Source organism: Aromatoleum anaerobium, assembly GCF_012910705.2.
GTDB lineage: Bacteria > Pseudomonadota > Gammaproteobacteria > Burkholderiales > Rhodocyclaceae > Aromatoleum > Aromatoleum anaerobium.
In genome coordinates this window covers 307,480-319,914 of sequence record NZ_WTVG02000039.1, presented here as the reverse complement: position 1 = coordinate 319,914, position 12,435 = coordinate 307,480, and the positions used below count along the sequence as shown (strand labels likewise).

14 protein-coding genes are annotated in these 12,435 nt (G+C 65.4%); 12 read left to right on the top strand and 2 right to left on the bottom strand.

All coding sequences use genetic code 11. The features are described from left to right. Positions 1-8 precede the first annotated feature (8 nt). Together GO606_RS13595 and GO606_RS13590 are read right to left on the bottom strand one after the other, a co-directional pair. The gene (locus GO606_RS13595) at positions 9-650 is read right to left on the bottom strand and encodes an IS630 family transposase (RefSeq protein ID WP_169120952.1); all 642 of its coding nucleotides are present in this window, start codon (positions 648-650) and stop codon (positions 9-11) included. Further along, on the bottom strand, positions 572-958 hold the full coding sequence (locus GO606_RS13590; RefSeq protein ID WP_169120950.1) for a helix-turn-helix domain-containing protein: 387 nt from the start codon (positions 956-958) through the stop codon (positions 572-574). Before GO606_RS13590 ends, GO606_RS13595 begins: the two co-directional genes overlap by 79 nt. 58 nt (positions 959-1,016) lie before the next feature. Between GO606_RS13590 and GO606_RS13585 the strand changes: the two genes are divergently transcribed. From GO606_RS13585 to GO606_RS13530, 12 genes are all read left to right on the top strand, one after another. Next, a complete protein-coding gene (locus GO606_RS13585) occupies positions 1,017-1,682 on the top strand; it encodes a phage adaptor protein (RefSeq protein ID WP_169119587.1) in 666 nt (221 codons plus the stop codon). 23 nt (positions 1,683-1,705) lie between these two features. Continuing rightward, positions 1,706-1,906 carry a phage holin family protein gene (locus GO606_RS13580; protein ID WP_169119586.1) on the top strand — a complete coding sequence of 67 codons (201 nt, stop codon included), beginning with the start codon at positions 1,706-1,708 and terminating at the stop codon, positions 1,904-1,906. 85 nt (positions 1,907-1,991) lie between these two features. Beyond that, positions 1,992-2,528, top strand: coding sequence for a hypothetical protein (locus GO606_RS13575; protein WP_169119585.1), 537 nt, complete (start codon positions 1,992-1,994; stop codon positions 2,526-2,528). After that, complete coding sequence (locus tag GO606_RS13570; protein WP_169119584.1) at positions 2,525-3,019, top strand: lysozyme; 495 nt, start codon at positions 2,525-2,527, stop codon at positions 3,017-3,019. The genes GO606_RS13575 and GO606_RS13570 overlap by 4 nt, the downstream gene beginning before the upstream one ends. After that, positions 3,020-3,271 (top strand): hypothetical protein, encoded by a 252-nt coding sequence (locus GO606_RS13565; protein WP_169119583.1) that lies wholly within the window; start codon positions 3,020-3,022, stop codon positions 3,269-3,271. Positions 3,272-3,283: 12 nt separating this feature from the next. Next, complete coding sequence (locus GO606_RS13560) at positions 3,284-3,529, top strand: hypothetical protein (RefSeq protein ID WP_169119582.1); 246 nt, start codon at positions 3,284-3,286, stop codon at positions 3,527-3,529. Between the two features lie 16 nt (positions 3,530-3,545). Next, the gene (locus GO606_RS13555) at positions 3,546-4,730 is read left to right on the top strand and encodes a hypothetical protein (RefSeq protein ID WP_169119581.1); all 1,185 of its coding nucleotides are present in this window, start codon (positions 3,546-3,548) and stop codon (positions 4,728-4,730) included. A 132-nt stretch (positions 4,731-4,862) separates the two neighbouring features. Next, complete coding sequence (locus tag GO606_RS13550; protein WP_169119580.1) at positions 4,863-5,639, top strand: hypothetical protein; 777 nt, start codon at positions 4,863-4,865, stop codon at positions 5,637-5,639. A gap of 16 nt (positions 5,640-5,655) precedes the next feature. Next, complete coding sequence (locus GO606_RS13545) at positions 5,656-7,635, top strand: hypothetical protein (protein ID WP_169119579.1); 1,980 nt, start codon at positions 5,656-5,658, stop codon at positions 7,633-7,635. Between the two features lie 3 nt (positions 7,636-7,638). Beyond that, a complete protein-coding gene (locus tag GO606_RS13540; RefSeq protein WP_169119578.1) occupies positions 7,639-9,012 on the top strand; it encodes a hypothetical protein in 1,374 nt (457 codons plus the stop codon). After that, positions 9,012-10,445: a hypothetical protein gene (locus GO606_RS13535; RefSeq protein WP_169119577.1), complete on the top strand. Its 1,434-nt coding sequence runs from the start codon at positions 9,012-9,014 to the stop codon at positions 10,443-10,445. Before GO606_RS13540 ends, GO606_RS13535 begins: the two co-directional genes overlap by 1 nt. A gap of 12 nt (positions 10,446-10,457) precedes the next feature. Then, a complete protein-coding gene (locus GO606_RS13530; RefSeq protein WP_169119576.1) occupies positions 10,458-12,434 on the top strand; it encodes a hypothetical protein in 1,977 nt (658 codons plus the stop codon). The last annotated feature ends 1 nt before the right edge of the window (position 12,435 follow it).

Sequence of the window (12,435 nt, the reverse complement as noted above, 5' to 3'; positions counted from 1 at the left end):
ATTGCCGATCACTGTAAGTCATAACCGCAGTGTGCGAACCAGCCGCGGGCATCGGCGGCGGTCACCGTGTTGAGGACCCGTTTGAGGGCCTCATCCAGTGCTTCGCGCGTCCGCGCCTTGGCGGCCCGCAAGGCAGTCTTGAGTTTCGACCAGCACGGTTCGATGGGGGACCAATCCGGGGAATAGGGCGGCAGATAAAGCAGGTTGGCCTGGGCGCCCTCGATCGCTTCGCGAATGCCTTTGACCTTGTGCGCGCTCAGGTTGTCCATGACGACGATATCACCGGGGGCGAGCGTCGGCAGCAGCACCTGGTCGACATAAGCTCGAAACACTGCAGCGTCGGTCGGGCCCTCGACAGTCATGACAGCGTCGATGCCTCGGCAGGACACAGCGCCCAGCAGGGTGACATTGCGACCGTGATTTTTCGGCACCGCGTCGGGCACCCGCTCACCGCGCAGGGCACGGCCGTAATGACGAGTCATCGCAATGTTCACGCCCGATTCATCGATGAAGCACAATCGTGACGGGGGATGTTGGGCCACCTCCTCCCGATAAGCCGCGCGCGCTTCAATTACCGAGTCGGCGTCACGTTCCGTCGCATGGAGCGTCTTTTTTTTCGCGACAGTTGCATCTGCTTGAGCACCCGACACAGTCGGGGCAAGCCGATAGGAATGTCCAATTCGGTCTTCAGGCGCTGCGCCAACTCGTTGAGCGTCAGATCGGACTGCGTGTGCAGCCACTGCGCCAGACGCTGTCGCGCGGCTTCATCCAGACGCGATCGCTTTCCGCCGGCGTGCGGCTTTGGCGCCACTGCTCCGGTGCTTCGCAGCCGCATGAAAAGCTTCTCGACAAACGAGATACTGACGCCAAAAAGCTCGGCTACTTGGCGCTGTGAACCCACCCCGCGCTCGTACGCATCGACCACTTTCTGGCGCAAATCAATTGAGTAAGGTGCCATTGCCAGACGACCACGCTGGCCGCACTTTGGTTCCTTCTACGCAAAGCAAAACCGCTCTATGAAGCTCGGTGAATTGCTCGCCATCATCCGGCGCGACGAACTGGACGACGAATCGCAGCCCTACCTGTGGTCGAACGCGGCGCTGATCGAATACGCCGAGGACGCGGAGAACGAAGCCTGTCGGCGCGCGAGCCTGTTGCGCGATGCGACGACGCCGGCCATCTGCCGCATCACGCTCGTCGCAGGCACGTCCGAATACGACCTCGATCCGCGCGTCATCCGCCTGCGCCGCGTGCGCCTCACCGGCAACTCGACGCCGCTGGTGCCGGTCACGACCGCGCAACTGGACGAGGAACATCCGGGATGGGAGGACGAGACCGGCGAGCCGTCGTGCTACCTGACCGACTGGGAGACCGGGGAAATCCGCGTCGTCCCGACCCCGACCGCAGTTGGCACGCTGGAACTGCAGGTCGTGCGCCTGCCGCTGGTGGCGCTGAACGACATGGAAGACACGCCCGAGATTCACGCGCGGTTCCACCGTGATCTGCGCCACTGGATCGTCAAGCGGGCGTTTTCGGTGCTGGATTCCGAGCGCCAGGACAAGGATCGCGCGAAAGATGCCGAATCGCGCTTTGCGCTGGCCTTCGGTGATCCGCTGTCGGCGCGCACCGAGGAATGGAACGCTCGCAACCTCCCTTCCACCCATCGAGACGGCAGCGAGTAGCCATGCCCGTCACGGAGAGGCCCATGACCGAACACACAGCGCAGTCGGTAGCGCGCGACATGATGCCCGCTGCGCCTCCCGTGGGGGTGGCCGGCATGAGCTGGATGGGCGTACCGCTCGCTGATTGGGTGCTCATTGCGACGCTGATCTATACCGGCGTGCAGATCGTAATCGTGCTGCCGCGGGCGATTGCGGTGGTGCGCGGATGGGTCAAAAGGACATAGCGCGATGATGCGCGCCTACGACAACGGCACGGTTTCCGTGACGATCAAAGAGCGGCGCAGGCCGCGCATCCCGAAGGAGTAAACCATGCGGTACATCATGATGATGCTGGCAGCACTGCTGCTGGCAGGCTGCAGCACGTCCGGCGAATACCGGGACTACCTCACGGCACAGCACGAGGCCAACAAGCTGGCAGCCAATCAGCCGCCGCTGTTCCGGCTCACGGCGCAGGACGGGCAGGCTATCACCGGCCTGAAGTCCGTCGAGGTGTTCATGCCGCAGGCGCCTGCGCAGATTCAGCAGGCGCGGCCGAACGAGTGGGCCGGCGTCCTGAACAACGCCATCAGCACGGCCGGCGGCGTCGGGCAGGTCATCGCCACCGGGCGCGCGGCGGTCGGCATCGCGGACAGCGTCGGCAAGGCGGCGACGCTCGGGTATTCGCACATCCAGGCGCCCGGGGCGGTCACGACCATCGGCGACAACTCCGGCGCGAACTCGGGCAACAGCGGCAGGATCGCGGGCGGCGACCAGATTGACAGCACATCGGCGCCGACGGTTGTGCTGCAGCCCGAGCCTGTCGTCGTCGAGCAGCCGGCACCCCTCGTTGTGACCGTGCCGCAATGAGAGCGCGCATCGTCGTCACGGCGCTGAGCCTGTCGGCAACGGGGTTCGTCGGGCTGATGCTGAGCGAGGGATACACCGACACGGCCGTACGCCCGACGCCGCTTGATGTGCCGACGATCGGCTTCGGCACGACCGGAGGGGTGAAGCTGGGCGACCGCACGACGCCGCCGCAAGCGCTTGAACGGGCGCTGCGCGACATCACCCAGTTCGAGGGCGCACTGAAGCGCTGCGTGAAGGTGCCGCTGCATCAGGCCGAGTACGACCTGTACGTCGACTTCTCCTACAACGTCGGCGCGACGCAGTTCTGCGGCTCGCGCCTGGTGAAGAAGCTCAACGCGCAGGACTACCGCAGCGCCTGCGAGGAGTTCCCGCGCTGGAAGTACCACAAGGGCTTCGACTGCTCGACGCCGGGCAACCGCATTTGCGCCGGGCTGTGGAACAGGCGACTCGACGCCCGCGAGAAATGTCTGGCCGCTCAACAGGAGGATTGAATGTGCAACTACTGGTCATTGTGGGCGCTGTCGCCCTGGTACTTGGGGGCGGCATGGGTTGGTGGCTGGGCGACGGGCTGGCAGCAGGGGCTTGCGCGCAACGCGAACTGGTTGTCGCAAACGCCTATGCCGACAATCAGGACGCCGCTGTTGCGGCGGCACGTCGAGACGCTGAAGCTGAATCCGCACGCCGGGCAAAGCGCGCCGTATCGGATGCGCGGCGAGCCGCTGCAGCTCGTGCCGCGCGACTGACGGGGCAGGCCCATGCGCGCGCCTCTGCTCCTCGTCCTGACTGCCGCCTGCCTGCTGAGCGGGTGCGCGACTTCACCGCCGCCGTTGCCGCTGCGAATGCCGGAGATGATCCGCCCGGAAGCGTGCCTGACGCCGTGCCCGACCCTGCCGACGATCCCGACTGACGACGACATCGGCGCAACCATCTGGATGCTGGACCTGATCGATGTGGCGGGCCAATGCCGGCGACAGCACGACACCTGCCGCAGCGCCAAATAATCGAGGAATACCGCTGATGGACTTCAAAGCCTTCGCCGGCCTGCGCAACGACGTGCAGCCCGAGCGCATGGAAGCGGGCGACCTCGTTGTTGCCGACAACGTGGATATCGACGCGAGCGGGCAACTGTCGCGCCGCGACGGGCTGACGCTGGCCCTCGCGGGTGACTACCATTCGCTGTGGGCGCAGGGCGACTTGTGCCTGATGGCGGGCGGGACGAGCCTGTACCGCGTGGCGCCGGGCTACACGACGACCGCGCTGCGCACGGGCCTCACGCCGGGCGCGAAGATGGCCTACTGCCCGGTCGATGAGCGCGTCTACTACAGCAACGGGCGCGAGACCGGCGTCATCGATGCCGGCGCGTCCCGCTCGTGGGGCCTCACTCCCCCGGCGCATCAGGGCAGCGCGAGCGAGATCATCGGCTACCTCACGGCCGGCACCTATCAATATGCCGTCACCTACCTGCGCGACGACGGGCAGGAGTCCGGCACCGGGATTGCCGGGCGCATCGACGTGGGCGACAACGCCGGCCTGTATTTCGACGACCTGCCGGTGTCCGCTGATGCGGGCGTGGCCGCCAAGATCCTGTATCTGACCGAATGCAACGGTTCGGTGCTGTACGAGGCCGCAACGCTGCTGCCGGCCGCCACCACGGCGACCGTTACCGCGACCGGCAATACCGTTTTGCCGCTGGCGACGCAGCATCTCTCGCCGCCGCCGGCCGGGCAGCTCGTCGCGTACTGGCGCGGGCGGCTGTTCGTCGCTGCGGGGGCCGTCCTGTACTACTCCGAGCCGCACGCCTACGAGCATTTCGATCTGCGCCACTACGTCGAATTCTCCGGCCCGATCACGCTGCTCGCGTCGGTCGAATCCGCTGCCGGCAGTGGCCTCGTGATTTCCGCTGGTGCGATGACCGCCTGGATCGGCGGCACCTCGCCCGAGGAATTCACCTTCACGCAGCTCGCCGACTACGGCGCGTTGCTCGGCACGCTCGCCTATGTCGAGGGCACGCTGTTCGGTGATGGCGCGCTCGCGGGCGTGAAGCTGCCGATGTGGACCAGCAGCGCCGGGATCTGCGTCGCCATGCCGGACGGGCAATTGCTCAACCTCACCGAACAACGCTACCAGATGGACGAGGCCGGCGAGGGCTGTGCCGTGTTCATGCCTGACGAGAGCCGCTACGTCGTAGTCATCAACCACTGACAACCCCTTTCCCATAGTCCCGAAGCCCGCCTCTCAAGCGGGCTTTTTCATTTCCCCTCCCGCTCCCGTTTTCCCTCGCTGAAAAGCGCGGGCCGGGACGCTTTTGTTTGACGCATCCCTAAGGAGCATATCGTGACCCTTCGCTACAGCACGGCAGCGCGTAACCACATCCTGCAACACGGCTCGCTCAAGAAAGCCTTCCAGAACGGCAAGATCCTGATCTACTCGGGTGCGCAACCGGCTTCCGCCGACTCGGCCCCGACTGGTACGCTGCTGTGCACGATCACGCGCAACTCGGGCGCGCATACCGCCGAAGTGCTCGCGACCGGCACCGTGACGCTGACCGGCGGCGCAAGCGGCAGTGTCGATACCGTGACCGTCGATGGCATCAATATCATGTCCGAGGGGGCGGTCGCTTACGACACCTCGCTCACCGTGACGGCGGCGGCCGTGGCGGCGGCGATCAATCGCAGCGAATCCAGCCCGGAATACACCGCAACGAGTTCCGGTGCGGTCGTCACGATCTCGGCAGCGCGCGGCTCCGGGGCGGCGCCGAATACCTTCGCGGTGTCGGCGACGCTGACGACGATCACCGCGAGCTACGGCAACATGGCGGGCGGCGTCACGGCACTGAACGGTCTGCAATTCGACGTGGCGACAGCGGGCACGATCACCAAGAAGGTGGGCGAAGTGTGGAGCGGCACCAACGTCGCCACCGGCACGGCAGGCTGGTATCGCTTCGTCGGCGCGGTTGCCGATTCGGGCGTCGCGGATTCCAGCGAGACCGAGATCCGCGAGGACGGCGCGATTGCGACCTCGGGCGCGCAGCTCAACATGAGCTCGACCACGCTCACCAGCGGCGCCACGACGACCATTGATACGTGGTCGCGTTCGCTGCCGTCGGCCTAAGCGGTAGGGGCGGGCAGTGGCGATCAAGTACATGGACCCCGTTGGGGGCAATAACGCCAACGACGGGAGTTCGTTCGCGCTGCGCTTCAAGTCCTTTGAGGGCGGCGCGACGACGGCCCGTGTGGCGGCAGGCGACACCGTGCGCATCATCGCCAGCCCCGACCCCAACAGCATCGGCACCGGCACATGGACGGACAATAGCGGCACCATCACCCTCGGGGCCGCGGTCACGCAGACCATCGACAATTGCGATTCGGCTTGGACCGCAAGCGCGAACGTCACCTGCTCGACCAGCACCGACAGGAAGCAGGGCACCGCGAGCGCCACCGCAGCAGTCGCTTCCGGCTTCACGACCGGCAAGATCGCCTACAAGGCCACGGGCACGCTCGACCTGTCGGGCTACGAACAGGTTTCGCTGTGGTTCAAGACCAGCACGAGCCTTGCACCGGGGGTGCTGGAACTGCGCCTGTGCTCAGACACGACGGGCGACACCGCCGTCAATACCGTTCCGTTGCCGGTCACGAGTGCGCAATGGGCGGGCACCGGCTGGTTTGTGGTGCTGAAGGACTTCGCTGCCGCCTTGGGCGCATCCATCCAGTCGGTCGCGCTGTATGCCGTGTCCGATCCAGGCATCGTCACGATCACGCTCGACAACATCATTGCGTGCAAGGCCAACGGCGCAGCCAATTGCCTCACGCATCTGTCGCTCATCGGCAAGAACACGGTTGGCGAACCTGAGTGGTATCCGCTGCTGTCGATTGACGGCACAACGGTGGTGCTCGGCGCAGATCGCAACACGAGCGTATCGAGTCCGGCGCGACCCTACCGTGGCACGACCGAAGCGGTGACGACCTACGCACGTCAGCCGCTCGTGGACATCGACTCGACCGGCTACGACGGCAATTGGGTGTCTGCAGGCGGGAGCATCGCATCGCCCGTGACGTACTCTGGCGGATGGAATCGCACCGACATGAGCACGCAGACCGGGGAGACGTGGATCAGCGGCAGCCACCACTACGACAATGATATGGGCACGCCGATCTACACCAGCGGGCTCAATGATGCGGTGTTTCGCACCATCGGCGTGGCCCATGCGCCGCTCTATGGGGCGTATGTCTCGGGCGACCGGCTGGATTTCGGATTTCTTGGCATGGCGGGATGCAATCTGCCGTTTTCGCTCGACGGCAGCTCGACCAATTGCGTCATTGATGGCGGGAGCGTGGTGCACAACGTCGCGCATTTTGGCGAGTCGGCGACCATCGCAGGCTATGGCAACCAACTGATCGCAAGACGCGTGGAAGGCTCCAATATTGTTGGCGTGCAGATCAACGCCGATTCGCTGGCTGTGGTGACGGCAGACATCGACAAGATCGACAACAGCGGCACGTATGGCGTGCAATCCACCGGCAACCTCATCCTGCGCGACACGGTTTTCCAGAACAACACCAGCGGCAGCATCGTCCCTAACCCCGTCTCCGGCGATCCGCTGACGGTGGTCAATGGCACGTTCCCGTCCGAACCGACCGTCACCTCAACGCGCAACTTCCAGATTCGCCTGCACGACTACAACGGCACCGCGGGCGATCACCGCGTCATCGGCAACGGCTGGAAGCTCGTCACCGATACGACCGTGCGCCATACCGCCTCGGGCGTGGCGTGGAAGATCACGATCAGCTCGACCAGTGGCGGGCGGGCGATGCAGCACATCCCGCTTGCCAAGGTCGCCGTGTCCGCAGGGACGCAAGTCACGATGAAAGCGTGGGTGCGTCGCACCAATACCGCGCTTGCCATCGGAATCAAGGTGCTCGGCGGGCAGATTGCGGGCGTGGATGCGGACGTGAGTGCGGAGATCACGGCGGCAGCGGATACGTGGGAGGAGCGCACGATCACCTTCACCCCTTCCGCGGCGGGCGTGGTGGAACTGCTCGGCTACGCCACGGCGACCGCCACGGGGCATTCCGGGTATTGGGACGACCTCACCATCACGCAGGCGTAAATCATGGCACTCCCGACCCGCGACGACCTGCTGACGCTGGATACGGCGCATCTCGGCACGCCCTTCGTTCGCATCGCCACCGGCACGCTCGACACGCAGACGCTGGATGTGGCGCATGGGGGCACACCTTTCGTCGGCACCGCCGAAGCCGCGCCCAGCACCACCAATGATTCAAGCGCCTCGCTGCCGGCCATCATCGGCGACGGCACAACGCCAGGGGTATCTATGGCAAACACGTCGGACGCGAGCCTGCTCGCACTCACTGGCAGCGGTACGGCAGAAAGCGGGCTGGTCGGGCATTCGCGCAACACGAACGGTTCGCCTCTGCTCTTGCAGGCTATCACCGGATCGGGCGCGGGCGGGCCGGTGTGGAGCCTGCCGGCCATCGTGGCGAGCGGCACCGGCTTTGCTGGGGTCATTGCGACCAGCGACCAGGACATCGCACTCACCGGGTCTGCCACGGCGAATCCGGGCTTTACGGCGAGCAGCGCGGCCACACTCGAGGCCATCACCGGCAGCGGCAGCACACCGCCCGAGTCCGTGCAGACCTTGCCCGCGATCACCGGCAGCGCGTCCGCTCTGGTCGGGCACATTGGACACTCGTCGGTCACGCTCGCGGCGATCAGCGGCAGCGCAGACGGGGAAACGCCGATTGTCGGCAGATCCAGTCTGAGTCTGCCGCTGCCGGTTGCCAGTGGTGCGGCGATCACCGCCAACGTCGGCAGTTCGACGGCGACCCTTGCCGCAATCACGCTGGCCGCGACGGGCTTCAGCGGCGCGCTCGGATCGAGCACGCTGACGCTGCCGGTCATCGCGGGCGAGGGGACGGGTTACGTCGAGGTCATCGGTTCCTCGACCGTCACCCTGCCGGCGATCCTCAGCAGCGGGCAGGCCGGCACCGTCGTCGGTGCGACCTATTCGGCCTACGCGCTGAACACCGAGAATCGCGCGCTGACGACCTACAGCGGACTGTCGATCAAGGGGCTCGCCAAGTTCAACGGCGTCTATCTCGCCGCCGGGCCCGGAGGCTTGTTCGTGCTCGGCGGCGATACCAATGCCGGGGCACTGATCAACGCATCGGCCCGCCTTGCTGTGACCGACTTCGGCGACCCGAAGCTCAAGCGCGTCGAAGCGATGTACGTCAATTACCGCACCGACGGGGATCTGACGCTGAAGGTCATCATCGACGAGCACGAGGAATACGACTACACGCTGGCCGCCGCCGGCCACGCGACGCTCGCGGCGGGCCGCACCAAGATCGGACGCGGCGCGAAAGGCGCTTACTGGCAGTTCGAGATTGCCAACCGCGACGGCGCGGACTTCGAGTTCGACCGGCTCAGCGTCGATCCGCTGATGACATCAAGGAAGGTCGGCTGATGGAGCCGATCCGCAAGCGCTTCTTCGTGAATGGCGTGCCGAGTCCCGCGCTCGCCGTCCATGCGGCCTACCTGAAACCCGCCTACAAGCTGCTCGATGAGGTGCGCCGACAGATGAGCGCAGGCGTCGAGCAGTACCAGCGCACGCTCACGCTGGAAGATGGTACGAACCTCGGCGCCTCGCGCCGCCACGGTCAGACCGAGATCCACATCAACATTCACCGGCATGCCGGCGGCCAGAAAAAGAGTGGCGCGTTCTGCGTGTGGGAGGGCAATACCGAGCAGTACGCGCAGATCCTCGACTGGATCATGTCATCGGCAGTGATGGATACGACCGGGAAATTCATCTATGCCCGCGGCGATGACGAGGAAGTCCCGAACGACGCGGAACTGCACCCGGAGCGCCGTCCTGGCGCGGGAACGGTGTATGCGTTCAATGCCGAAACGATGGCGCAGATCGGTTCGTTCAAACTCGATTCCGCTGGACTGAGCTACGTCGAAGTCTCCATCGACACGCGCAGCAATCGTTTCTTCGCGCCGTTCTACCCCGGCGGCGGCACGGCGCACGCGCTGGCCTACTGGTCGCCGGGCGACATGGTCTATCAGCAGATGACGGTGGACGACTCGGTGGTCTATAGCCCGGTCAATGGCGGGCAGTTCGCGATCGACGGCTTTGCTGTGACACTCTTGCGACGCGATCCGGACTTTCACATCAAGCCCGTGCCGTTTTTTCTGTGCGCCTACGACGGCACCACGCTTGCGCGAGCCGGCGAACTGGAACTGCCGACGGATAACAACCAGATCAGCGTCGCCGGTTCGGCCGATGCGGGACTGGTGGCGTCCTACGCCCATCCGACCGGCACCTTCCCGAACACCAATCAGCAAATCACCTTCACGTCCGTCATCAATGGGACGGCGAGCGTGCCGGCGACGCTATCGAGCGAAGCGCTTGGCGTATCCCATGCGTTCGTGATGGACAACGCAGGGCAAAAGGCGTGGCTGTCGCTGGCCGGCTGGCGCGACCCGGACGTGTCCGAATACGACTTTGCCCTATGGACGTACAGCGCCGCAGCGGGGTGGAGTCAAGTCGAGATCGACGGCCTGGAGACCAGGCCCTTTGCCAACACCTTTGGCGGACTGCATGGCGGAAAGCTTGTCGTGCATGACCCGGTGACCGACGCAGTAGCCTTTTTGCTGCCCGATGCGAGCGGTGTGCATGTGTTCAACGCCAAGGACTGCTTCGGCGACCCGATGCCGGCGTTTTTCGTTCGCCTCGCCCCGCCGATGCCGGTCTATGCCGCGCGCGCCTGCCAGTTGTACGGCGGCGTGCTGATCTTCGAGGTCATTGCCGAGCAATACACCTATCCGCGCTACACCACCATAGGTCGACTCAAGATCGGCCGGCTGTTTCAGCACAAGATCGAGCAACTGTAACGGAGTTCTGACATGCCCATCTACGACGAGAACGGCAACATCATCGGGCTGGAGCCGTTCAACCCGATCCCCCAATACACGCGGCCGTTCAACTTCAACGCCGAGGACATCATCCTGGGTGGGTGGGACAGCTCACAGGCGTACTCATCGACCGCGTTCAACGCGTCGATGAACTTCCTCGGCGAGATCGCGAACATCTCGGGGCAGTTGACCGCGCTGCCCGACATCAACGCAGACGTCGCGCTGGCGTCGACGACGCTGACGCCGATCGAGATCCCCGCCGCGCCAGCACGCCCCGACGGTCTGGAGATGAACCTGCCGGCGCCGCCGACCGAGCCGACGCTCGATGTGGTGGCCTCCCTCGACCTTGGCAATGCGCCGGAACTCACGGCGGCGGCCCCTGACATCGACCTGTCGATCGCCGCGCCGGCGCCGTTCGCCGAGAGCCTGCCAGCCGCGCCGGGACTTGAGACAGTGACACTGCCGGAGGCCGTGGCGTTCGACATGCCGGTCACGCCGGCGATGCTGCCGGTCGAAGTCCCCGGCGTGCCGGCGCTCAACCTGCCAGTGTTCGACGCCGCAGTGCCGGAATTCACCGTGCCGGCGCCGGACATCGGCACGTTCAGCTTCGTCGAGGAGCGCTACACCTCCGAACTGCTGACGTCGTTGCGCGCGATGCTGCAGCGCTGGGTCGACGGTGCGGCGACCGGGCTCGACCCCGACGTCGAGCGCGCGATCTGGAACCGCGCTCGCGAGCGTGAGAACGCCCTGACCCTGCGCAAGACACGCGAGGTGCTGCGCCAGTTCGCCAGCCGCGGCTTCAGCCAGCCGCCCGGTGCGCTGTCGATCGCCCTCAGTGACGCCGCACAGGAAGCGCAGAACAAGGACAGCGAGCTGTCGCGCGAGATCATGGTCAAGCAGGCCGAGCTCGAGCAGAGCAACCGGCGCTTCGCTTTCGAGCAGGCGTGGCAGGTCGAGTCCGGCCTCATCAGCTACGCGAGCCAGATCGCGCAGCGTGCGTTCGAAGCCTCGAAGTTCGCGCTCACGATCGCGCTCGAAGTGTTCCAGGCGCAAGTCGCGCAGTACGACGCGCAAGTGAAAGCGTTCGGTGTGCGCGCTGAAGCATTCCGTGCCCAGCTGCAGGCCGAGCTCGCCCACCTCGAAGTGTTCCGCGCGCAGATCGAAGGGCAGAAGCTCATCGGCGAGCTCAACGCGCAGCTGGTGGAGACGTACAAGGCGCAGATCGAAGCGGCCAAGGCGCGTGTCGATGTGTACCGCACCCAGGTCGAAGCGGCGCGGGTGATCTCCGAAGTGAACCGCACCACCATCGAAGCCTACGCGGCGCGCATCGGCGCCTACGAGTCGCTGGTGAAAGCGAAAGCGGCCGAGTACGACGGCTATGCGACACGCGTGAAGGCTGAGGTGTCGAAAGTCGAAGTCTTCAAGGCCCAGGCCGACGCCTACCGCTCGCAGGTCGAGGGGTTCCGCTCGCTGGTCGAGGCGAAGGCCGCGGAGAAGAACGTCGAGCTCAAGATCAAGCAGGAAGCGCCGATCGACCTCTTCAAAGCCCGCACCGAGGCGTTCCGCACGCAGGCCGGAGCCGAAGCCGAGCGCGTGCGCGCCGTGGCCGGCGTACATCAGGCCGAGGTCGAGGCGTTCAGCGCCACCGTCCGTGCGCAGGCCGCCCGGGCGGATGCGGAAGCGACGATCTACCGCGCCGAGTCCGATGTGAACGTTGCTTCGGCGCAGGTGCGGATCGAGGCGGCGAAAGCGACGATTGCCAAGCTCACCAGCCAGGTCGAGATCCTGTCGCAGAACGTCCGCGCTGGCGCCCAGGTGGCGGCGCAGCTCGCCGCTGCCGCGCTGTCGCAATTCAACTACTCGTCCGGCACGTCAGTGTCCGAGAGCGTCTCGACCAGCGACTCGAACGTCAACACGAACAGCGATTCGAACAGCTTCAACATCAGCATCATCAAGACGATCGATTAAG